We start from the raw sequence: 23,103 nt of genomic DNA on the forward strand, positions 1-23,103 counted from the left end.
GGCTTGAGCCCTCTCAACGGTTTTGGTCAGGGTTCCACTGGGCGTAACGCTGGCCGCGCAGGAACTGCCACAGGCCAATGCTCATGCCCGCCAGCGTCACCAGCAGGAATGCCGCAAGGCGGAACGGTTTGGGCAAGCGGTGTTGCGAATCCAGCAGGCCGGCAATCGCGATGGCGTAGCCGAGCAGTTGCGCGATCAGGCAGAGGCGATAGAAAGCGTGCTCTTCCCACAGCCAGAAATTGCTCAGCAGCAACGGCAGCAACAGGATCGGCGCCAGGCGCCGGATCAATTTGTGGCTGATCAGCGCAATCGAATACAGCCCGTGCTTGAGCGGATTGAGCAGCTCGCTGCGCTGGGCGAGGCTTTGCAGGCCGCCGACGGTGACCCGCTGGCGGCGGCGGAACTGTTTGTCCGCTTCATCGACGCCGTGGTCGATCACTTGCGCTTCAGGCACGTAGACGATGCGTTTGAATTTCACCGGGGCGCAGGTGCTGATGAAGAAGTCGTCGTTGACCTCCGCTGGCACGTTTTCGAACAGTTCCCGGCGCAAGGCGAGCAGGGCGCCGTCGGCGGAGACCATGCAACCGGTGCGATTCTCGACCCGGCGCAGCCAGCCTTCGTAATGCCGATAGAGGCTGTCGCCGACGCTCAGTCCGCCGCCGGTGACCGGGATCACCATGTGCCCGGCGCAGGCGCCGACCTGCGGATCGCTCAGGGGCGCCAGCAGGTAGCCGAGGGTTTCCCGCGACCATTGGTTGTCGGCATCGGTGAACACCAGAATGTCGCCCGTGGCCAGCGCTGCACCGGCATTCAGCGTGGCAGCCTTGCCCTGGCGGGGCAGGTCAAGCACGGTAATCCGTGGATCGACTACTTTGTGAGCGCAAGCCACGGTGTCGTCAGTGGAGCCGTCGCTGGCCAGAATGATTTGCAGGGTGGCCGGTTGATAATCCTGGGACAGCAGCGAGCGCAGCTTGTGTTCGATATGCCGCGCTTCGTTGTGCGCGGCGATCACGATGCTGATGTTCAGCGGTGGTGCCGGGCTGTGGCGCCACGCCGGGAACAACGGCGCGAGCAGCGTCAGCAGCAGCGGGTAGCCGACATAGGCGTACACCGGCAGCAGCAGGCACATCCAGAAAATGAATTCAGCCACGGGCAGGCCTCCTGGCGTTCCAATGACACAGACTGAGAATGAACGCCGCACCGGCCAGGTGCAGACGCATCCAGTGCAGGCCCCACAGTTGCAGGGTCAGGACGATATCGTGCTGGCGGAGACTCTGACGAATGCTCAGTACCAGCGCCGGGATCGTGGTCACGATCACCATGACCGCGGCGTGATGGGGAAAACCGTTGAGCAGTGCGGAGATCGCCAGCAGATCCAGCAGCCACGCCGCCAGTGACAACAGCGGAAAACGCAGCAGGCGCAGGCTGAAACCATGGGTGCGCAGCAGTTGCAGATGACTGCCCTGGCGCCATATTTCCTTGCCCATCCATTCGCGCCAGTTCATTTCGTAGCCCCAGTGCAGGGCCACGGTTTCGTTGACCGACAACAGCCGTGCGCCCTGTTCGCTCTGACGCAGGGTGAACTCTTTGTCTTCACCGGTGCGCAGGGTTTCGTTGAATCCGCCGACCTTGTCGAACCAGCGCCGGTGCATCAGCAGGTTGGAGCTGGGCAACCAGTCCACGGCATGAGCCGTGTGGCTGATCGGGCGCTGGGTGCGGCGTTGCCAGGCCACGGCGTACCACGGTGCAGAAGCAGGGGTGTGCAGGTCCAGTCCGAACACATCGGCGTGGCCCTCGGCCTCGAGAGCGAACAGCCGGGTGAGCCAGTCTTCGGGCATTTCGATGTCGGCGTCGATGAATGCCAGCCAGTCACCGGTGGCGATGGCGGCACCGCGATTGCGCAGGGCGCCGATCAGCACGCCCGGCACCACCAGCACGTGCGCGCCGAACTGGCGGGCGATCTGTGGACCGTTATCGCGGGAGCCGTTATCGACCACGATCAGTTCGCACTCGACATTGGCCGCGTGGGCGGCTTTTCGCGCCGCCAGCAGGGTGCGGCCGATGTGGCGGCCCTCGTTGTACATCGGGATGACGACACTGATCCGGCTCATGTCCTGGCCTCTTCCAACGGTGCTTGCTCGGCCTTCAGGCGCAGGACGCTGGTGAGCGCGAGCATGATCCACACGTACTTCTGATTCGGTGCACTGAGGAACATCAAAAACAGGGTCAGCGACAGGAAACTCACGCCCAGGTGGGTCATCATGTCGGCCTGTTCCCAGTCGCGGCGCTGCATCCAGACGCGGCGTGCGCGGATCAGGTTGTACAGGCCCAGTCCGAGCATGCCGACGAACAGCAGACCGGCAGGAACCCCCACTTCGCTGAAGATTTCCAGGTAGGTGTTGTGCGCCCGGCGGTACAGGTCGCCGATCTTGCGGTTGGCGGAAAACGCCTTGGCGTACCCGGTGGTGGCGTAATGCAGGGGAAAGGTGCCGGGGCCGGAACCGAGCAAAGGATTCTCGCGGATCATCTGGCTGCCGACCACGATGTACGACGCACGGCGACCAAGGGATTCGTCATCGTGGCCACGGGCGCCGGCACTGAGCACGCTCAGCGACTGGATACGTGCCAGATAGCCGGCGGGCATCGCATAGATCGCCAGCGGAATCACGATCGCCATGCCGAGCATGGCGAAGCCCAAGTGCCGTGGGCGGATGCGTGTCAGTTGCGCGCGGTAGTGCCAGCAACCGATCACCAGACTCAACGCCAGCACCACCAGCCCGGAGCGGGATTCGGTCTTGGTCATGCCGCCGAGCAGCAGCAGGCAGCAACCGCCCCAGAACAAACGGTGCAACAGGTTCGGGCTGCGAATGATCAGCAGCAGGCCCAGCGGTACGGCGAAGGCGATCAGCATGGCAAAGGCATTCGGGTCTTCGAGCAGGCCGGCGGCGCGGCCCTGATCCTGGAATTTGCTCGAGAACATCGCCATTGCGCAGGTGGCGCTGACGGCCAGCGTCACCAGCCGGGCGAACAGGTCGAGATTCAGTTCTCGACCGATCAGCAAAGTGATGACGAACAGAATCAGACCGACACTGAGTTCGCGCAGATGACCCAGAGACATGCCCATGTCATCGGTGTTGAGCAGACTCAGAAAGTACAGAACCATGAACCAGACCAGGTAACGCCAGATATTGCTGCGCAGGCGTTCGGACGGGATCTGATGCATCGCCAGTTGCAGCATCAGGATCACTGCCAGCGACGCACCGATCAGCTTGCTGCCTGACAGTGAGCTGTCCTTGAAGAAACCCTCGAACGGCACCAGCGCAGCAATGCCGAGCAGGCCCCAGGTCGGCTTGCGGTAGAGCACGGTGAACCCCACCAGACCCAGCACCGCTCCTGGCGCAAGATAGGGCCAGGGGCTGGCCAGCAAGGCGATGCAGACCAGACCCAGCAAGCTGACGATCGAGAGCGGGAAAATCATGCGCGTGCCTCCCGTGCCGTGCGGATGTACAGCTGCGACCAGCGTTCGGCCAGGGCCTTGAGGTCGTAGCGGTCCTGTTGCGTGCGTTTTGCGTTGTCTCGCAGTCTGCGCGCCAACCCGCTGTCGCTCAGCAGGGTATCGAGCTGACGGGCCAGGGCGTTGCTGTCGGTCGGCGTGGCGAGCAGGCCGTTGTGCCGGTGTTCCAGCACATCGGGAATCCCGCCGACAGCAAAGGCCACCACCGGCACCCCGGTCTGCATGGCCTCGAGCAAAATCATCGGTGTACCTTCGGTGCGCGAACTGATCACCAGCGCGTCGAGTCGCTGCCACCAGTGGCGCATGTCGGTCTGATAACCCGGCAGTCGAATGCGTTGCTGCAACCCGGCGGCTTCGATTCGTGCCTGCAATGCCTCGCGTTCCGGGCCGTCACCGAGCATCACCGCGTCGAGCTGCGGGTGCTGATGACACAACGGGATCAGGGCATCAAGGAACAGGTCCGGGCCTTTCTCGCTGCTCAAGCGGCCGACGTATCCGGCGAGCCAGCGCGGATTTTCGACTTGCAGAGTCCGCTGGACGATCGCCGCCGGCAGGCCGTTGGGGATCACTTGCAGCTTCTCCGCCCGCACGCTGGCCTGGCGATGCAGCACCGCGATGCTTTCGGCCACGCACACCACCCGATCCACCGAGGCGGTGCGGCACAGTTGCAGGCTGAGCCAGGTGTAGAACTTCTGCTTGCGGCTGCGCGGGGTGAAACCGTGTTGTGTGATCACCAGCGGCAGACGCAGCAACGAGGCGCCCACCCAGCCGAACAACAGGCCCTTGAAATTATGGGTGTTGATCAACGGACGTTCTGCCCGGCGCTGGCGCAGATGCCCGAGCAGTGCGCCGAGCCCGGCGCACCCTTGCGCATCGACGCCGGCCTCGCGAAAGCGCTCGATCAGCTCCGCTGGCGCATCGAGAAACAGCACCTGATGCTGCCCCGGTGTCGCCAGGCAATGATCCAGCAACATCCGCTCGGCCCCATAGAAGCCGCCGCTGCTGAGCAAATGAATGATCGGCAGCGCGGCGTTCGGGGAGGACGGCGTGTTCAATTGCGCACCCAGTGCACGAAGCTTGGCACGGTCCAGTTCTTGTGCGGATTGCCGGGTTCGGTGCTCTGATCGTTGATCACCAGCAGCACCGGTACGCCCAGCTCGTGGCTGATTTGCGCCGGGTGTTTGAAGCGGTGATCGAAGAACTCACGCACGTAGACCAGGGCAATCGCCAGCAGCAGGCCGGTGAACAGACCGAACGGAATGATCAGCAGCGGTTTGGGGAACGCCGCTTCGGTCGGTTCAAACGGTGGGCTCAGGACCCGGGCGTTGGACAGGTCGTCGTTCAGCGCGCGGGTGGTGCTGCTTTCGGCAAAGCGTTGGGCGTAGGTCGAGAACGCGGCGTGCAGGGCATCGATTTCGGTGTCCATCTGCCGCAGTTTGCTTTGGGTTTGCTGCAGATCATGGATGCGCGCCTTGAATTCGGCGATGCGCGCCGTCTTCTGATCGATCACCTGTTGCACCACGGCCAGATCGTTGGTGCGTTCCTGAATGCGGTTGCTCACCACTTTGAGAAATTGCTGGCGGGTACGGGCGATCTGCTCACGGGTCAGCAGCATCGGCTCGCTGCCGGGCTGGAACACCGCCAGATCATTCATGTAGCGGCTGACCTGGGTGGTCAGTTGCTCGCCCAGCTGTTTGATCTCCCGGTCTTCGAACGCCACATTGTCGACGGTGGTGGTGAAGGTGTAGGGGAAGGTGTAGTCATTGAGCTTGTTGTTGCTGGCGGCGGCCAGGCTGGTTTTCAGGTATTCCAGCCAGCGCTGGCTCTGCAGCAGGCGATCCTGATACAGGTTCAGTGCCTGTTCTTCAGTGTTGATTGCGTTCAGGCGGAAGGTGATTTCCTCCTTCGGATCCGCCGCACCGACACTTTCCAGCAACGCCTGGCGGTTTCCTTCCAGACCATCGAGGCGCACCTGATACAGGTGTTTCTTGGTCTCGTAGAACGACTGCGGCAGGTCGATCGATTGCAGCGCCTGACGGCTGACCAGATAGTTTTGCAGCAGGGCAGCGACGAAGGTCGTGCCTTGATGCGGATCCGGGAAGCTGTAGACGATCGAGATCACGTTGGAACCGGGCAGGGTCTCGATCTTCAGGCTGTCGATGGCCTGTTGCGTCAGCCCGTCGAGCACGGTGTCTCGCACCGGGTCGGTTTCCAGTCCCAGCAGGTTGCGCAGCGGGTTGATCAGGTACTGGCGCAGGGGCGAGGTGATGTAGCGCTTGAACGGATCGCCGATCAGCCGGGCGAACATCCCGGGAGGCGGGGTGTATTCACCCTTGTCCCGCAGTTCGCTGATGGTCTGACGGATCAGCGCCGGCGAGCGCAGGATGTTGCTCTCGGTTTCCATGTCCGCCAGTGACGGCGGAATGAATGTGGCGTTGTCCACGGTCAGCGACGTGGTGGCGTCGCCCTGGGAGAGTTTTTTTGACTGCACGATCACCTGGGCGGTGATATCGAAGCTCTGTTTGAGCACCAGCGGCAGCACCAGCGCGATCACTGCAAAGATCAGGAAGACACGCTTCACCAGTCGCTTGTTGGCGAAGAGGATCCTGAAGAACTCATGCAGGTAGTTTTCCTTTGGATTCATGTCAGGTCACCCGAGAGTCAGTTGTTGTTGCTGCCTTTGTTGTCGACGCGGTAGCCGAAGCTGAACCCCACGCCCTGGAACAGCACCACGTCGGCCAGTTGCCGGGCCAGATCGCCGGCACTCGCCAGTTTGGTCTTCGGCACGAAAAGCATGTCGTCCGGCTGCAGGTAGGCGATCTGCGAGGCGTCGCCGGCCAGCGCCTTCTCGACGTCGTAATGCACGGCCTGCACCTGATTGCCGTTGCGCCGCATGATCACCACTGAATCCAGCCGCGCCTTGACGTTGGTACCACGGGCCAGGGTCAGCGCTTCAAGTACCGAGACCGGCCGCCGGATCGGGTAGGAACCGGGCTGGCCGACTTCACCCAGCACGTAGATCTCGTTGCCGGCGGTGGACTTGAGCAGCACATCCACGGTCATCCTTCCCGGCAGTTGCGCATAGCGTTTGTTGAGGAAGGTTTCCAGTTGATTGACGGTCATGCCTTGCAGCGGCACGGCGCCGATTTCCGGGAAGCTCGCGTAGCCGTCAGTGCCCACGGTGATCTCGCGGCTCATGCCGGTGGCGGGGTGGTTGAGGGCGCTTTTCAGGTTTTGCTCGTTGGTCAGCGGACTGATGATCTGAACGGTCAGCTGATTGCGATTGGGCTGGAACAACTGTTTGCGCTGGTAGGCGCGCTGGATTTCTTCGCGAGCCTCGTCACTGGTCAACCCGACGATCTTCACCGAGGTGTTGGCGCCCGGCAGGTTGATGGTGCCGTCCGGCAATACCAACTGGTTGCCGTTGAGCTGGCTGGCGGCGGTGAAGTTCAGGCCGATCTGGTCACCGGCCTGCACGCGGTAAGCGTCCGAGCCGCTGGTGCTGATGTGGAAGATCACGTCCAGCACATCCTGCGGGCGCAGGGTCTGTTCGACCTTGGGCATGTCGGTGGCCTGGGCGTTGGCCGGGGTGGCGGTGAGGATATTCACCGGCATGGTCTGGGTTTCGGAGTTGCTGGAGCAACCTGCAAGCGGCAGCATCAGCAGAACCAGTATCTTGGCGTTCATTGCGTCATCCCTCGCGTTGCTTACAGGTTTTTGTACAGCCATTTGGGCATGTAGTACTTGCGCCGGTTGAACACGCTGCCGACCACTTTGGCCCCGGCCTGGGTCAAGCGCTGCACGGCTGCTTGCGCGACTTCCCAGCGGGTGTCTTCGGCGCGGACCACGAACACCACGCCGTCGACCTGAGTGCTGATGACCAGCGTGTCGGCGGCTGAATACACCGCGTCGCCGTCGATCACCACAAAGCGGTACTGAGCGCCCAGTTGATCGAGCAACGGGCTCAGGCGCTCGGCGGTCAGGTGTTCCAGGGTGCGGATCGGCCGGCCGTTGGGCAGCACGTGGAAGGGCAGGCTTGACACCTGCACCACGCAGTCCTGCAACAGTGGCGGGTTGTCCGGGTTGAACAGCAGGTCGCGCAGGCCGCGCTCCTTGCCCAGGTTCAGTTGCTGGGTGAGGTTGTTCGCCGACTGACTGGCATCGACGTACAGCACCAGTCCGCTGCTCATCTGTGCCAGTTGGCTCGCCATGGCCAGCGCGCTGGTGGTAGTGCCGGCGCCGGGGTTGGCGGCGGTCAGGAAAAGGATCCGCAGATCCAGGTCCAGCACGGTCGATGTCAGGTTCGACTCGCTGGGGCTGGCGATGCTCAGGCTTTTGTTGGTTGAACCGTCCATTAGCTTGCTCCGTGGCCGCTGAATACTTTGAAAGGGGTTTTCAACAGGATCTTCAAATCAAGCAACAGGCTCTGCTCGGCGATGTAGCTGAGGTCCAACTCAACGCGCTGGTCGAAGTCGATATTGCTGCGCCCGGAGATCTGCCACAGGCCGGTCATGCCGGGGTAGATCGCCAGACGGGCGAGGTGCTTGTCCTTGTAGCGGTAGGCGTTGAACGAGGTCGGACGAGGGCCGACCAGGCGCATGTCGCCGGTCACCACATTGATCAGGTTGGGCAGTTCGTCGAGGCTGGTGCGCCGAAGGAAACCGCCGATCCGGGTGATGCGCGGGTCCTGATCAATCTTGAAGTCGATCGCATCGGCACCGTGTTTATTGAGGTGGCGCAGCGACTCTTTGAGTTCTTCCGCGTTGGCGACCATGGTGCGAAATTTGTACATGCCGAACTTGCGGCCGCGATAGCCGGTGCGTTTCTGCACGAACATCACCGGGCCTTTGCTGGTGAGCTTGATGGCAAGTGCCAGACCGATCAGCAGCGGCGAAATCATCACCAGAATGACCAGCGCGCCGAAGCAGGCCACCACCCTGTTGGTGCGCGACAGCTGCCAGGGACGGCCACCCTCGCGTCCGGTCACCCAGCCTTGCCCCTGGCGGTGGATGGCCGCGTCGAGGCGCATTCGATGTTCCGGATCCATGCGTTTGTCACGAACCAGATGTTGGATCGGTACACCTTTTTCATGTCCAGTCATGGAGTCCTCCGCTGGTGTTCAGCCGCGAACGGCGCGTGGGCGACAGGCAGTCGGGTAGTATTCGCGGTACCAGGCGATGAAACGCCCGAGACCTTCATCCAGCTCTATCCGGGGCTGGAACCCGGTGGCCTGAGCCAGATCTTCGGCGTCGGCACAGGTGTTGAGCACGTCGCCCGGTTGCAGGGGCAGCAGCTCGACAATGGCTTTGCGGCCGAGATGTTTTTCCATCAGGGCCAGGTAGGTTTTCAGCTCCACCGGATGGTGGCCGCCGATGTTGAACAGGCGCCACGGCGCCATGCTGCTGCCCGCATCGGGGTGCTCGCGATCCCATTCCGGATGGGTATGCGGCGGCTGGACCGTGAGGCGGGCAATGCTTTCGACGATGTCGTCGATGTAGGTGAAATCGCGCTGGTGCAGGCCGTAGTTGAACAGCTTCAACGGCAGGCCTTCGGTGATGGCCCGGGCGAACTGGATCGGCGACATGTCCGGCCGCCCCCAGGGCCCGTACACCGTGAAAAAGCGCAGCCCGGTGCAGGGAATGCCGAACAGGTGGCTGTAGCTGTGGGCCATCAGTTCGTTGGCTTTCTTGGTCGCGGCGTACAGCGACAGCGGGTGATTGACGCCGTCGTGCACCGTGTAGGGGGTGTGCTGGTTGGCGCCGTACACCGAGCTCGACGAGGCATAGATCAAGTGTTCAACCGGGTGATGCCGGCAGCACTCCAGAATGTTCAGGAAGCCACTGAGGTTGCTGTCCATGTAGGCCCGTGGATTTTCCAGCGAGTAACGCACCCCGGCCTGCGCCGCGAGGTGGATCACCACTTGCGGGCATTCACGGACGAAGAGGGCGTCGACGGCGGGGGCGTCGGCCAGATCGACTCTGGCAATCTGGAAATCGCCGACCTGACCGCGGACCCAGCGCACACGATCATGCTTGAGTTGCGGGTCGTAATAGGCGTTGAAATTGTCCAGGCCGACGACCTGATGCCCGTCGCGCATCAGCCGCAGCACGCAATGAGCGCCAATGAACCCGGCCGCACCGGTGACGAGGATTTTCATGACCGCAGCCCGTCAGGCGCGATATGCCGCAGGCCGATGCCGCTGTAGTGCAGGCCGGCGGCTGCCACTTGTTCAGGGTTGTAGAGGTTGCGACCGTCGATGATGACTTTCGAGCGCAGCTTGCTGGCCAGCAGCTCGAAATCCACCACGCGGAAATTCTTCCACTCGGTGCAGATCACCAGTGCGTCGGCATCCTCCAGGGTGTCGTCGCGGGTGGCGCACAGGTGCAGGTCATTGCGGTAGCCGTAAATGCGCCGGCATTCGGACATGGCCTCGGGGTCGTAGGCCTGCACACTGGCGCCTTCGGCCCACAGGGCATCCATCAGATAACGGCTGGGGGCTTCGCGCATGTCATCGGTGTTCGGCTTGAAGGCCAGGCCCCAGATGGCGATGGACTTGCCAGCCAGGCCTTGCGGGAACTGCGCCTTCAGCTTGCTGAACAGGATGTGCCGCTGGGTGTCGTTGACGTCGGTGACACTGCGCAGCAATTTCAGCGGCATACCGTTGAGCTCGGCGGTGTGCAACAGGGCGCGCAGATCCTTGGGAAAGCACGAACCACCGAAGCCGCAGCCGGGGTAGATGAAGTGATAGCCGATGCGCGGGTCGGAGCCGATGCCCTTGCGCACGGCTTCGATGTCGGCGCCCAGCAGTTCGGTAAGGTTGGCCAGTTCGTTCATGAAGCTGATGCGGGTGGCGAGCATCGCGTTGGCCGCGTACTTGGTCAGCTCGGCGCTGCGGTTGTCCATGAACATCAGTTTTTCGTGGTTGCGGCAGAACGGTGCATACAGCTCGCTCAACTGCTCCCGGGCGTCAGGGTCCAGGGTGCCGACAATGATCCGGTCCGGACGCATGCAGTCGGCGAGGGCGCTGCCTTCTTTGAGGAATTCGGGGTTGGACACGATTCGCACGTTCAGGCCGCTTTTGCCGCGCCGGTGCAATTCGTTGTTGGCGGTGTCGAGTACCTGATCCGCCGTGCCGACCGGCACCGTGGATTTGATGATCAGGGTGCGATCGGCCTCCATGAAGCTTGCGATTTGCCGTGCCACGCTGAGCACATGGCTGAGGTCGGCGGAACCGTCCTCGTCAGCCGGCGTACCCACGGCGATGAAGATCAGTTCGGCGTGTTCAACGGCATCGCTGGCCTGGGTGGTAAACAGCAAGCGCCCGGCCTTGATGTTTTCTTCCAAAGTTGCCGACAGTCCCGGTTCACTGATCGGCGGAACTGCCTGTTGCAGTTGTTTAATCTTGTTCGGGTCAATATCGACGCACAACACTCGATGTCCGACATCGGCGAGTGCCGCAGCTTGAATCAGGCCAACATAGCCCGTACCAAATACGCTCACGTCCATATTGGCGTGCCTCGTAAGACGGTGGAAAGAAGATCGAATTGGAACTGTCAAAAGGGGTATAGCGCAGGGTGGGGAAAGCGTGTCAGCAAAATGACATGTTGCATGTGTATAACACCCCCGTTTTTGGGGGCGATTGGCCATCAAGTACTTGCTGTATCTGGATTTGTCCCGTCCTTGACATGCTTTTCACATTTCAAAGAAAACGATAAACGGTCGTAGGCCACAAAATACAAGGCCTGTAACGACTTGGGTGTGTCAGTTTTGAGTCAATGTTTTTTTGACGCTTTTGGCAAAAGTCGGACAATTCTTGCGCTTTGATGGCCCGCTGCTAGTGTCAGAAAATGACCGACAAGCGATTGACCATGCCCCGTCGCAAGCGTCCCGGAATCGCCATGTTTCGATATTTGAAAGAACTGCTTTTAATTATTTATCTACTGCTTTATTCCGATTATTACCTTGAACGTTTAAACGCCATGGGTATCGGTCCGGCAGTACTACTTTTTGGCGCGATGTTTTTGGCGCTGACGTTCGCATTATTGCTAACGGCCTATATAAGGCAGACTTTCATTCGGCACTTGTTCGCATTGGCGATGTTTATTTCGGCGGTGTTCTTTGATGTCTATACCCGGGTCACTGCCGATTACCTGACGTACAGCAGTTTTGTCTCACTGGTTTATTCGGGCGGCTTCATCCAGGAAGCGGCGTACCAGTACCGGGACGCGATCGCCCACGGGGTGCTCAACGGTCTTTTGCTGTTGATCGGCATCGGCCTGCGGCCGCGTCATTCGATTCCGGTTCCCAATGCACTGAGAGTCGCGGCGCCGGTGCTGGGGGTGTTGCTGCTCAGCGCCGTACTGTTCGTGCGGGCCGGGGAAGGGGCGCGGGGCTTGCCGATCATGTACACGCCGCTGGCCTACCTCAACCTGTTTGGCTACGAGGCGCTGCACAACACTGTCGGCCCCCGTGAGCCAGTGACCCTGACGCGCAACGGCCCGGCGGTGAGTCACGACATCGTGCTGATCATCGACGAAAGCATTTCCGGCAATTACCTGGACATCAACGCGCCGTTTGGCGTGCACAGCAACCTCAAGCAAGCGCATCCGGGTGTCGAGATCTTCAACTACGGCTACGCGGCCTCCATCGCCAATTGCAGCGCCGACACCAACGTCACCCTGCGCTACGGCGGCACTCGCGCCGATTACATGCGCATCAACACCACGCTGCCGTCGATCTGGCAGTACGCGAAAAAAGCCGGCCTGCGCACGGTCTACATCGATGCCCAGCGTACCGGCGGCAACCTGCAGAACCTGATGACCGACACCGAGAAAAAGGACATCGACGAGTTCGTGCAATTTGACCAGACCAGCGTCCGCGATCGCGACATGGCCGCCGCTGCCAAGCTGATCGAACTGCTCAACGACGACAAACCGGAGCTGGTGGTGATCAACAAGGTCGGCGCGCATTTCCCGGTGCACGACAAATACCCGGACGCCTTCATGGCCTACCGCCCGACGTTGCCGCGAGGGCAGTTCACCGAAGTTGCCGACACCGGCAAGCGCGACGGTTTCAACGGCCAGCCGGATGACTGGGTGCTGTACCGTAACGCCTACAAGAACACCGTGTTGTGGAATGTCGGCGAATTTTTCTCGCGGGTGTTTGCCCAGGCCAATCTGAACAACGCACTGCTGATCTACACCTCGGACCACGGCCAGGACCTGCACGAGCGCGGTAACCCGGGGCTCAACACCCATTGCGGTGGCGACCCGGTGGAAGAGGAGGGGCTGGTGCCGCTGGTGGTGATTCAGGGCGATCAGTTGCACTCCCTCGACTGGTCGGCACAACTGGCGGCCAACAAGGATCGCTCCAGTCACTACAACATCTTTCCGACGCTGCTGCAGTTGATGGGCTACGACCTGGCGGGGATCGAATCGGTCTACGGCAAACCGCTGAGCGTGCCGACAGCGGACGATTTCACCTTCAACTACCGCTTCAATGCGCGGTTGGGGGCCAGGCCCGAGTGGAAACATATCGACCTGAACAGCATCGTCACGCCGGGTGAGTCGCCCACCAGCATTGCAGCAGGACAGTAACCCTGCGCCACCCGCTATCCGCTATCCTTGCCCCACACGGTTCGATCGGATGGCGGCATGCTGCAGGTTCAAAACGTCTTCAAGAGCTATCTCACCCCTCAAGGCCCGTTGCCCGTGTTGCAAGGCATCGATCTGACACTCAAACCGGGAAGCAGTCTGGCGCTGATGGGCGAGTCGGGCAGCGGCAAAAGCACGCTGCTGCACCTGATTGCCGGTCTGGATAAAGTCGACAGCGGCAGCATCCGCAGCGGCGAACATCGACTCGACGAAATGAGCGAAGCGCAACTGGCCAACTGGCGCCGCACGGAAATCGGTCTGGTGTTCCAGCAGTACAACCTGATCGGCAGCCTGCGCATCGAAGACAACCTGGCGTTTCAGGCACGACTCGCCGGACGCCATGATCCGCGCTGGCAGAACCATCTGGTGCAGCGTCTGGGCCTGGACGATCTGCTCAAGCGTTATCCCGAACAACTCTCTGGTGGCCAGCAGCAACGGGTCGCGCTCGGCCGGGCGTTGGCATCGCGGCCCAAGTTGTTGCTGGCCGACGAACCCACCGGCAGCCTCGACGAGTCAACCAGTGACGAGGTGCTGCGGCTGTTGCTGGAACTGCTCGAGAACACGCCGACCACCTTGCTGATGGTCACTCACAGTCAGCGCGTGGCCGCGCGACTGGCGGAGCGGGTGGTGTTGTCCAGCGGTCGACTGACGTGAGGGTTTTCCGGCTGGCCCTGATCGCCTTGCTCAGTCACTGGCGGCGACATCCGGTGCAGTTTTTCAGCGTGCTCACCGGGTTATGGCTGGCCACCAGTCTGTTGACCGGCGTCGAAGCGCTCAACAGCCAGGCGCGGGACAGTTACGCGCGAGCCAGCCGGATGATCGGCGGCGAACCCCAAGCCAGCCTGAGTGCGCCAGGTGGCGCGACGTTTTCGCAGCAGTGGTTTGTCGATCTGCGCCGTCAGGGCTGGCCGGTTTCGCCGGTGTTGCAGGGCCGTTTGATCCTCAAGGACCATGAATCTCAACGCCTGCAATTGATGGGTATCGAGCCGGTGTCGCTGCCGGCCGATAGTGCTGTGGCGGGGCAGGCGATGCCGATCGAGCGCATCGTCGAGTTCTTCAGCCCGCCGGGCAGCACCTGGATTTCCCCCGACACCTTGCAAGCGTTGAACCTGTCAGAAGGTGACGCACCGCAAACCGGAACCGGTCAGACGTTGCCACCGTTACTGGCGCAGAAGGACATGGCTCCCGGTGTCTTGCTGGTGGACATCGGTGTTGCTCAACGTGTGCTCGAACAACCCGGTCAACTGTCGCGGCTGACGTTGCCCAACGATTTTCACGCCGACGTACCGGCCGCGTTCAAGGGCCGGTTGCAGCTCAAGAGCAGCGGCGAAGAAAACAATCTGGCGCGGCTGACCGAGAGTTTTCATCTCAATCTCGATGCACTTGGTTTTCTCTCGTTTGTCGTCGGCCTGTTCATCGTGCATGCGGCTATCGGTCTGGCGCTGGAACAGCGTCGTGGGCTGTTGCGTACGTTGCGCGCCTGCGGTGTCAGTGCGCGAATGCTGATTGCTTGTCTCATCGTCGAACTCGGTGCGCTGGCGTTGATCGGCGGACTGTTTGGTGTCGTCAGCGGCTACTGGCTGGCCAGTGTGCTGCTGCCGGATGTCGCCGCCAGCCTGCGCGGGTTGTACGGCGCGGAGGTGGCGGGGCAGTTGCGTCTGAGTTCGTGGTGGTGGTTCAGCGGCATTGGCTTGAGTCTGCTCGGCGCGTTGCTGGCCGGGGCCAACAGCCTGTTGCGAGCGGCGCGGCTGCCGTTGTTGGCGGTGGCCGATCCACAAGCCTGGCATGAACAGCATGCGCGCTGGTTGCGCCGACAGGGCTGGGTGGCCGGGGTGTTTGCGGCGATTGCTTTGATTGCGCTGGTGTCGGGTAACAGTCTGGCCAGTGGTTTCGTGTTGATGGCGGGGTTGTTGCTCGGCGCCGCGTTGGCGCTGCCGGTGGTGCTCAGTGCGCTGTTGAACGGCTTGCTCGGGCGCAGTCGTTCGGTGCTGGGGCAGTGGTTTCTCGCCGACTGCCGACAGCAATTGCCGGCGCTGAGTCTGGCGCTGATGGCGTTGCTGCTGGCGCTGGCGGCGAACATCGGCGCCGGCAGCATGACCACCGGTTTCCGCCAGACCTTCAACGACTGGCTCGAACAACGGCTCACTGCCGAGCTCTATCTGAACCCGAGCAATCCGGCTCAGGCGCGCGAGCTGTACAGCTGGCTCAAACAACAGCCGAGTGTCACGGCGATCCTGCCCAACTGGCAGGTTTCGGTGACGCTGCAAGGCTGGCCTACGGAAGTGTTCGGCATCATCGACCATCCGCACTATCGTCAGCACTGGCCGCTGCTCGAAGCCCGGGGCAACGACCCGTGGGCTTTGCTGGCCACCGATGACGCGGTGATGCTCAGCGAACAACTCGCGCGCCGGCTCAAGGTGCGGCCGGGCGATCACCTGACGATTCCGACGCCGGGCCTGTCGTGGTCGCCGCGCATCGTCGGGATCTACGCCGACTACGGCAATCCCAAGGGCCATGTGCTGGTCAACAGCAATCACCTGTTGCGCAGTTGGCCGCAACTGACACCGAACCGGTTCAACCTGCGGATCGAACCGGCAAAGATCCCGACATTGCTCAGTGCCTTGCAGGCACGCTTCCAGCTCGACGACAGCCGCATCGTCGATCAGGCGCGGCTCAAGGGCTGGTCGGTGCAGGTTTTTGAGCGGACCTTTGCCGCGACGGCCGCGCTCAACAGCCTGACGCTGGCGGTCGCCGGTGTGGCGTTGTTCATCAGCCTGCTGACCCAGAGCCAGAGCCGTCTCGGCCAACTGGCGCCGTTGTGGGCCTTGGGGGTGACGCGACGGCAATTGATGCTGCTCAACCTCGGTCAGACCTGGTTGCTGGCGGTACTGACGCTGGTGTTGGCATTGCCATTGGGCATCGGGCTGGCGTGGTGTCTGGATGCGGTGATCAACGTGCAGGCCTTTGGCTGGCGCCTGCCGTTGCGGGTGTTTCCGTTGCAGTTGCTGCAACTGACCGGGCTGGCGCTGCTGGCGACGCTACTGGCCTCGGCGTGGCCGCTGTATTCGTTGTACCGCACGCAGCCGGCGGACTTGTTGAGGACGTTTGCCCATGAGGATTAACTTCGCCGCGGTGTGCCTGGCGCTGTTGCTCACTGGCTGCGACAACCCGGCACCGGAACAGAAAGGTTTTGCCGGGATGGGCGCTCAGGCGCAGGCCTTCACGCCGGTGGTGCCGGGGCGGGTGTTCAGTTTCCCGGCGGATCACGGCGCCCATGACGGTTTTCGCATCGAATGGTGGTATGTCACGGCCAATCTCAAGGATGCTCAGGGCAATGATTTCGGCGTTCAGTGGACGTTGTTTCGCAGCGCCCTGAACGCGTTGCCGGAACAACCGGCGTGGGCCAATCAAACGATCTGGCTCGGTCATGCGGCGGTGACCTCGGCCAGCGTCCATCACGCCGCCGAGCGTTATGCCCGGGGTGGTGTCGGCCAGGCCGGGGTGCGTGCCGCACCGTTCGAGGCGTGGATCGATGACTGGCGTTTCGTCAGTCAGGCGAGTGATCCGCTGGGCGACATGCAGCTCAGCGCAAAGGACAAAAACTTCAGCTATCAGTTGAGGCTGACTTCCAGCCGTCCGCTGGTGCTGCAAGGTGATCACGGTTTCAGTCAGAAATCCGAACAGGGACAGGCGTCGTATTACTACAGCCAGCCGTTTTTTCAGGCCAGCGGCACCCTGCAGATCGACGGCCAGACCTACACCGTCAACGGCCCGGCCTGGCTCGACCGCGAATGGAGCAGCCAACCGCTGACCGCCAACCAGACCGGTTGGGACTGGTTCTCCCTGCATCTAGATGGCGGCGAACACGTCATGCTCTACCGCATGCGCCAGAAGCAAGGGGCGCCGTACCTCACCGGCACGTGGATTGGCGCCGATGGCCAGGTCGAAACCCTGCATGCCGATCAGATCAAGCTGACCCCGCAGGGCACTGCGAAAGTGGCCGGCCGTTCGATGCCGGTGCGCTGGTCGATCGACATTGCGCAAAAAAACCTGCAAATCACCCTCGATGCAGTCAACCCCGATGCCTGGATGAACCTGCGCATTCCGTATTGGGAAGGGCCGGTGCGCTTGAGCGGCAATCGGGGCGGGCAGGGCTATCTGGAGATGACCGGGTATTGATTGACCCGGTTCGGGGAGCAACGGCCGATCAGCGTCTATGCTCCTTGGCACGCGCGGTGCCGAGACCGATTCGGCGCCGGGTGTTGTCATCCATCACAGGGAAAGTACCGCTTATGAAGCTCAAAGCACTGACGCAAACGATTGCACTCGCCGCCGCCCTTTCTGCTGCCAGCCTTTCGGCGATGGCCAACGATATCCCGCTGTCGGCCACGGTCGAGGCCGACCGGGTAACCACCAAAGTGCTGGCGGTTGACCCGGCCAATCATCAGGTTGTTCTTGAGGGTGCGGAAGGTCGCCAGGTACATATCCAGCTCAGCGACAAGGCCAAAAACCTCGGAAATCTGAAGGTGGGGGATCTGGTCAAGATCGAGGTGACTCGTTCGGTCGCCGCTTATCTGGACACCGATGTGGATAAAGGTCTGCCAGGTTCCACCGAGCGCACCGGTGAACTGCGCAATGCCGTGGGCAGCAGCAACCCGGGGGGCGAGGCTTTCCGCCAGGTTCAGGTGCAACTGAAAATCACCAAAATTGATTTGGCGACAAACCAGGTCACCCTGGAAAATCCTTCAGGCCAGTCGAAAACCCTCAACGTCGAGAAGCCTGAGATTCAGGCCAAACTGAAAGATTTGAAAGTCGGGCAGAGTGTGGTGGTCACATACACCGATGTATTAAAAGTGACCAGTCAGCATGAAAGTTGAGTATTGACTCTACATAACGGCTGTTCTTGTACAAGTAATTGTATGAGAGCAGTCATATAAAGTGTTCAAGGTGATGAATTCAGAAAGTTTGTCGGGAAATATCGACGAATATTTTCTTTAACTTTTCAGTACATAAATTTCATGTTGAAGCAGGACGACATATCCGCCAATTTCCATTAAAATCCTTCGCGTTCGCCCAGTGTCAGGGCTCTTTACCGGTGCATGGATTGCCAGGCCATTACACTGGGCGAACACCTCCTCGGAGTGGAGGCCAAAGAATTCAGATGCAAAAAGGGCGACTGTGAAGTCGCCCTTTTTTATTGTCTTACGATTTGGCGGGTCGCATGCCTTGTTGTAACTGAAGGCGCTTGAGCGTTTCCTGGTACATGGTGGTACGGCGGTGTCGCGTGCCATATCCACCGATAGCAGCCACGGTGCCGGCCTGGATGTGATCCAGGTAGCGGAAGATCGTCCGCGGCGAGAGGCATTTGATGCCGAAGCCAAGGTTGCTTAAACGATCCTGCAGCGTGTATCCCGGGACCCGGTCATCCATCGAAAAATGCAGCCCGTGAGCCTTGATCAACCGAGCGTTCCACAAGGTGCAGAAGCTTTTCAGGTGAGTTTCCCGGTAGGGTTTTGGATCTCTGGAGGGCAACCCAAAATGCTGTTTTGCCCGGCGGAAATAGTGTTTGAAGTAACGTGAAGACAAACGCCAGGTGTCTCTAAGGACGCCGCGATCTAATTGTTCGACGCAACCGACCGCCGCTGTATCCAAAGATTGCATGCACTCATTCATCATCATCGAAAAGACAGTACTGTCAAAAACGAAAGTGTCGGTGTGCAGCAAAAACAGGTAATCGGTTTCAACTTTCGCAAGTGCCAGATCAAGTGCCTTGCCATGAGCAATATGCCCCGCTTCCTTGCCGGGTGAAGGGCGCTCGATCAAGTTGATCCAGTCCAGGGACCGCAAGTAGATCAGGCTTTCATCGGCGGAATCGTTGTCCACCACCCACACCGGAATTTGATGCTCCTTGACGTATTGCTGGAGAAACTCCAGGCACATCCGGGTTATTTCCGGCGTCTTGTAATTGACCAATACAAGACTGAAGGCGGGCAGTTGTTTTGAGGTGGAATCGATCGCACTCATGGTCTGGGCTCACTTCAAGTTGAAGGGTTCTGCTGACGGCAATCAGCCCACAGAACCGCTGCTTTGTGGCCCGGATGGTAGGGACGCAACCTTAGTTCAAGCTTAATTTTCGAGCGTCCGGACCGGGCGACTTGTTACGGCTTGCGACACCGGCGAGGCGCTTGGCGATCAAGCGCGGTTCCACGGTAAGATGCGCCGCCATTTCAAGTTCAAGGAAGACAACGGCCCGCGTCGTTCGCCACGGATGAAACCACTTTCCCTCTACCACCCGGCCCTTTACTGGCTGCGCGTGTGGCAAAAAAGACTGTTTCGCCACATCGCCTGGCACTGCTCGAGCAAACGCTACGCACGGCCGGCCACGACGTCCGAGCGCTTGCCGTATCGCTACCTCAAACACACCTCAAAACTGATCCGCAAACTCGGCGACTCGGACCTGGCGCTGCAACACAACAAAGTCACCAACCTCAAACTCGCCGTCGCTGCCATCGACGGCGTCACCATCGCCCCCGGCGAATATTTCTCCTTCTGCCGCCTCGTAGGCCGCCCGACCCGCCAACGCGGCTACGTCGAAGGCATGGAACTGTCCTTCGGCCAGGCCCGCACCGGCATCGGCGGCGGCATCTGCCAACTCAGCAACCTCATCCACTGGATGGCCATTCACTCACCCCTGGTCGTCATCGAACGCGCCAACCACAGCTTCGACCCCTTCCCGGACGACGGCCGCGTCCTGCCATTCGGCTCCGGCGCAGCGATCTTCTACAACTACATCGACCTGGTACTGCACAACCCGACGGATCGCAGCTTTCAGCTGAAGCTGAGGGTGGGGGAGACGCAACTGGAAGGGGAGTTGTTGTGCGACCGGGAACGGGCTTATCGGTATCACGTGTTCGAGGTGGGGCATCGGTTTGTGCGGGAGGGGGAGCGGGTGTATCGGGAGAATGAGATTTGGCGGGAGGTGAGGGAGAAGGGGCAGGTGGGGGTGTTGGTGGAGAGGGAGCGGTTGTATGGGAATCGGGTGGTGGTTAAGTATGAGGTGTTGGACGCGTTGATCGATACGAAGTAATCATGGTTCTGGAATTACTATTCTTCTGCATCCATGAGTTTTCTGTATTTGGAAAATATAGCGATGGCTTGTCTGTCGCCATTAATCAGGTTTTCATAAAAATTAATATCTGAAGCTCACTCAGCGAATACTAACTTGCTTTCTGGCTTTGATTTTAAGGCGAGAAAGCAAAGTTTCCAATAGCACGAAAGTTTTCTGTCGATGACTTCGAAAAAGTCAGCTGCGACAGGAATGGGATATTCATCATGGGTTTCTGAGCATATTTAGTACAAAGGGCAGTTGTCCCGGAATACTATTCCGTAGACAATGTATTCTTTTCCTATTTGCAGGTCTAATTCGCCATCAGGAAGTGATATGTGTTTTTTTAATCTTGATACGGTTTCTGGATTTGGTGCTTGATTGAGGTTATTGAATATACATACGACCATCATTTGATGGAATCTCCAAGCTCTGAGGTATGTGGTGGGATTGTCTTCAAGAACATAATGTATGAAAGAGGTTGAAAAGGGAGCAGATTTATTTTCTTCAGCGAAAAAAATTTTGGTTTGTTATGCTTCAAGCATAAAATCTTCGATTTTTTTAATAAATTCCATCTTGTTTTTGTTTTGAATTCCCCTAGGAATGTCTCGGAGTTTTTTAAAGGGTTCCCTTTGTTGTCGTACTTGATTGTTAGGAATTCAATTACAAACTCTCCCGATGGATCTCCTTCTGGTTCAACTCTGGAGTCAAAGCAGTGTCCCGTAGTTTGTCGTGCACCACCTAGTAAAACTGAGCTACTAAACCAGTCTGCAGTTTCGGGAGTGAGATCAACCTCGTAAAGGTTGTTGATTGTGATTGTCCATCCGCTTGGTACTCGGAGGGGTTGGAGATCGTATTTAAGTTTTCTTCTCATATTGTTTGGTATTTTCCATGTGTTTTTGAACTTGATCTGGAGATGCCGGAAATCTGTGTGTTACATATTGAAAGGGGGGGCGGACGTATTTTGTCCGACGAAAAATAAATCTGTCCCCTTCTTTGGTTGAATAAGATGTTGGATGTGGATGTTTTTAATCTTCTTCATTCCATTCCGCATGGGTCTCAATGGCTATTTTTAGCCACGCGCTGAAGTCAGGATGTTCTCCGTGAAGCTCCCATCCCTCTGAAGCATATGCATGTATTATTAGCACTTTTGGATTGCCGGATAAATCATCGCCGTCAAAGCAAGCAATATCATCATTCGCATTGAATTTGGCGAAAGGAACTAGAGTGCGGTTTGGGTAAGGTTTTTTTTAGTGTGTTGTGCCAGTAATTTATTTTTCCCTCTTGATATATTAGTAACCACCAAGGTTCAATGTCCGGTTCAGGTTCCGTAGTCGCGAATTCTATGAATGTACTAGGGAAATTATAGTTTTTCAGGTGTTCAATGTTGAGAAAAATTTTCATTTTGTCTGTTGGTTTTGAAATGCGGAAAAGGGGACAGGGGCAGATTTATTTTTTTTCAGTAAAAAATAAATCTATCCACGTTGTTTTGTAGTTTTGATAGTCCCCTTTTATCTTTCTAGTGGTTGCTCTAGATAATAGTTAAACTTTTCCTCCCATCCGAAATTCACATCCTGTTGCTTTGTGCGTTCAAAAATATTTATTATTTTATTGTACGAATCTCCCATGTTTTTTTGAGAGCATTCAGAATTTTTCCATATTAAATCTACGGGGCGTTCCACGTCGGTGCTGAGTAGGTCCCATAAGGCGTTGAGATTGTTTCCATAAAAATCTGTCACCGCAAAAGCAATGGCTATTTTTTTATGAAACTCTTGCTCTGATGAAATGGTTAAGCCATCAAGTACAATTATAATTTTAAGACTCACTTCCAGGTTCCAATAGAGCTAACGGTTTCGTAGTGGTCGCTGGTTATATAAAGAAGTCCATCGTTTGAATGAATTAGTCTTGTTCTTAGTGAAAAAAGGGGACGGTTTTATGTTTTTTTAACGAAAAATAAATCTGTCCCCTTTGGATTTCCTTTGGATTTTTTAGCTACTAAATCCAGATCCCGGAACCGACTAAAGATTCTCAATATCTGTGTTGCAGCCATTGTTTTTCAGTCTTTGAATTTCTTGCTCAAAAGAATACTTGGATGAGTTTTCATTTTTTTTGTCATACACTTTTCTCAAGTGTCGGAAGAGTTTGCCAATGTTGTTTTTTGTCTTGTCGTCAAGGCTATCGATAAGGTCGTAATCATCCATTGATAGAATGTGTAATTTACTCTTTAGAACGTAGTATGCGGTAATGTTCGAAAGCAAGCCCGCCGCATCTTCGTAGTTCTCTTTCAAGTATTTAGCATAATCTTCAAAGATTTTTGTCAAAAGACTCTGCGCGGCTTTTTGAGTTTTCAATACGCTGCACATTTCCTGCCAGTTGCTTACATACAGGTGGTCACCCCAATCGGAGCCTCTAGCAAAATAAATTCCTTCTCCTTTGAAGAATTCAGAAATTTCATGCTGGTCTAAGGCAGTTTCAAATGTAGTTTTCATTGAAGCTTTTCCCAATCGTCGAAATTTTTCAACAGCGTTCCAATGTCGCTGTTGTGGGTGACATTCTCAGAGCCGATCAGAGCGGCTTCTTTTGTACCGCTTTTCGTTGCACCACCAGGAACCCATTCGTTAGGGTAGGCGCCATTTTCCTTACCATTTGGCATCTCATATTTAAAACGAGGGTCATCCGGCTTTATTTTAACAATATAGATGCCTTCACCTTCGAGAGTCTTTGCACCAAGGTTCAGCTCTTTATTCAGAACTCGCCAGTGGTTGAAAAGGGGGCAGATTTATTTTCTTCAAATAATAAATCTGTCCCCTTTGGATTTTGGATTTTTTGCT

The 23,103-nt window shown here is 58.2% G+C and carries 20 protein-coding genes; 6 read left to right on the plus strand and 14 right to left on the minus strand.

Translation table 11 applies throughout. From position 1 onward, the window contains the following. Positions 1-13: 13 nt before the first annotated feature. The 10 genes from ACSPX5_RS05445 to ACSPX5_RS05490 are packed head-to-tail and all read right to left on the minus strand — an operon-like array spanning position 14 to position 11,020. The gene (locus ACSPX5_RS05445; RefSeq protein ID WP_439821104.1) at positions 14-1,150 is read right to left on the minus strand and encodes a glycosyltransferase; all 1,137 of its coding nucleotides are present in this window, start codon (positions 1,148-1,150) and stop codon (positions 14-16) included. Further along, on the minus strand, positions 1,143-2,111 hold the full coding sequence (locus tag ACSPX5_RS05450; protein WP_439821105.1) for a glycosyltransferase: 969 nt from the start codon (positions 2,109-2,111) through the stop codon (positions 1,143-1,145). The genes ACSPX5_RS05445 and ACSPX5_RS05450 overlap by 8 nt, the downstream gene beginning before the upstream one ends. Next, entirely contained in the window at positions 2,108-3,478 is a 1,371-nt protein-coding gene (locus ACSPX5_RS05455; RefSeq protein WP_439821106.1) for an O-antigen ligase family protein, read from the minus strand. The genes ACSPX5_RS05450 and ACSPX5_RS05455 overlap by 4 nt, the downstream gene beginning before the upstream one ends. Next, entirely contained in the window at positions 3,475-4,581 is a 1,107-nt protein-coding gene (locus tag ACSPX5_RS05460) for a glycosyltransferase family 4 protein (protein WP_432760325.1), read from the minus strand. The genes ACSPX5_RS05455 and ACSPX5_RS05460 overlap by 4 nt, the downstream gene beginning before the upstream one ends. Then, entirely contained in the window at positions 4,566-6,158 is a 1,593-nt protein-coding gene (locus ACSPX5_RS05465; protein ID WP_439821107.1) for a GumC family protein, read from the minus strand. The genes ACSPX5_RS05460 and ACSPX5_RS05465 overlap by 16 nt, the downstream gene beginning before the upstream one ends. Positions 6,159-6,175: 17 nt before the next feature. Further along, positions 6,176-7,201, minus strand: coding sequence for a polysaccharide biosynthesis/export family protein (locus ACSPX5_RS05470; RefSeq protein ID WP_169429768.1), 1,026 nt, complete (start codon positions 7,199-7,201; stop codon positions 6,176-6,178). Positions 7,202-7,221: 20 nt separating this feature from the next. Next, complete coding sequence (locus ACSPX5_RS05475) at positions 7,222-7,869, minus strand: CpsD/CapB family tyrosine-protein kinase (RefSeq protein WP_169429769.1); 648 nt, start codon at positions 7,867-7,869, stop codon at positions 7,222-7,224. Further along, on the minus strand, positions 7,869-8,615 hold the full coding sequence (locus tag ACSPX5_RS05480) for a sugar transferase (protein ID WP_169429770.1): 747 nt from the start codon (positions 8,613-8,615) through the stop codon (positions 7,869-7,871). Before ACSPX5_RS05480 ends, ACSPX5_RS05475 begins: the two co-directional genes overlap by 1 nt. An 18-nt stretch (positions 8,616-8,633) precedes the next feature. Then, on the minus strand, positions 8,634-9,671 hold the full coding sequence (locus ACSPX5_RS05485; protein ID WP_439821108.1) for an NAD-dependent epimerase: 1,038 nt from the start codon (positions 9,669-9,671) through the stop codon (positions 8,634-8,636). Continuing rightward, positions 9,668-11,020, minus strand: coding sequence for a UDP-glucose dehydrogenase family protein (locus ACSPX5_RS05490; protein ID WP_207868121.1), 1,353 nt, complete (start codon positions 11,018-11,020; stop codon positions 9,668-9,670). The genes ACSPX5_RS05485 and ACSPX5_RS05490 overlap by 4 nt, the downstream gene beginning before the upstream one ends. 392 nt (positions 11,021-11,412) lie before the next feature. Between ACSPX5_RS05490 and ACSPX5_RS05495 the strand changes: the two genes are divergently transcribed. From ACSPX5_RS05495 to ACSPX5_RS05515, 5 genes are all read left to right on the plus strand, one after another. After that, on the plus strand, positions 11,413-13,110 hold the full coding sequence (locus tag ACSPX5_RS05495) for a sulfatase-like hydrolase/transferase (protein WP_323160882.1): 1,698 nt from the start codon (positions 11,413-11,415) through the stop codon (positions 13,108-13,110). A gap of 57 nt (positions 13,111-13,167) precedes the next feature. Further along, positions 13,168-13,821: an ABC transporter ATP-binding protein gene (locus tag ACSPX5_RS05500; protein ID WP_207868118.1), complete on the plus strand. Its 654-nt coding sequence runs from the start codon at positions 13,168-13,170 to the stop codon at positions 13,819-13,821. Beyond that, positions 13,818-16,289: an FtsX-like permease family protein gene (locus tag ACSPX5_RS05505; protein ID WP_439821109.1), complete on the plus strand. Its 2,472-nt coding sequence runs from the start codon at positions 13,818-13,820 to the stop codon at positions 16,287-16,289. The genes ACSPX5_RS05500 and ACSPX5_RS05505 overlap by 4 nt, the downstream gene beginning before the upstream one ends. Then, on the plus strand, positions 16,279-17,346 hold the full coding sequence (locus ACSPX5_RS05510) for a lipocalin-like domain-containing protein (protein ID WP_439821110.1): 1,068 nt from the start codon (positions 16,279-16,281) through the stop codon (positions 17,344-17,346). Before ACSPX5_RS05505 ends, ACSPX5_RS05510 begins: the two co-directional genes overlap by 11 nt. Positions 17,347-17,459: 113 nt before the next feature. Further along, positions 17,460-18,044, plus strand: coding sequence for a hypothetical protein (locus ACSPX5_RS05515; protein ID WP_439822002.1), 585 nt, complete (start codon positions 17,460-17,462; stop codon positions 18,042-18,044). Positions 18,045-18,369: 325 nt separating this feature from the next. Here the strand turns inward: ACSPX5_RS05515 and ACSPX5_RS05520 are convergent, their stop codons facing one another. Continuing rightward, positions 18,370-19,191 (minus strand): glycosyltransferase family 2 protein, encoded by an 822-nt coding sequence (locus ACSPX5_RS05520; protein WP_439821111.1) that lies wholly within the window; start codon positions 19,189-19,191, stop codon positions 18,370-18,372. A 244-nt stretch (positions 19,192-19,435) separates the two neighbouring features. On the opposite strand from ACSPX5_RS05520, the gene ACSPX5_RS05525 reads away from it, so the two are divergent. Next, positions 19,436-20,254, plus strand: a complete 819-nt coding sequence (locus ACSPX5_RS05525; RefSeq protein WP_439822003.1) for a VanW family protein — start codon at positions 19,436-19,438, stop codon at positions 20,252-20,254. A 1,529-nt stretch (positions 20,255-21,783) separates the two neighbouring features. Here the strand turns inward: ACSPX5_RS05525 and ACSPX5_RS05530 are convergent. From ACSPX5_RS05530 to ACSPX5_RS05540, 3 genes are all read right to left on the minus strand, one after another. Next, a complete protein-coding gene (locus ACSPX5_RS05530; protein WP_439821112.1) occupies positions 21,784-22,098 on the minus strand; it encodes a barstar family protein in 315 nt (104 codons plus the stop codon). Between the two features lie 192 nt (positions 22,099-22,290). Further along, on the minus strand, positions 22,291-22,761 hold the full coding sequence (locus ACSPX5_RS05535) for a hypothetical protein (protein WP_439821113.1): 471 nt from the start codon (positions 22,759-22,761) through the stop codon (positions 22,291-22,293). Further along, the gene (locus ACSPX5_RS05540) at positions 22,758-22,925 is read right to left on the minus strand and encodes a hypothetical protein (protein ID WP_439821114.1); all 168 of its coding nucleotides are present in this window, start codon (positions 22,923-22,925) and stop codon (positions 22,758-22,760) included. Before ACSPX5_RS05540 ends, ACSPX5_RS05535 begins: the two co-directional genes overlap by 4 nt. Positions 22,926-23,103: the final 178 nt, after the last annotated feature.

This window comes from Pseudomonas sp. HLG18 (genome assembly GCF_051903985.1).
In the GTDB taxonomy this organism is placed as follows: Bacteria; Pseudomonadota; Gammaproteobacteria; order Pseudomonadales; family Pseudomonadaceae; genus Aquipseudomonas; species Aquipseudomonas fluorescens_BT.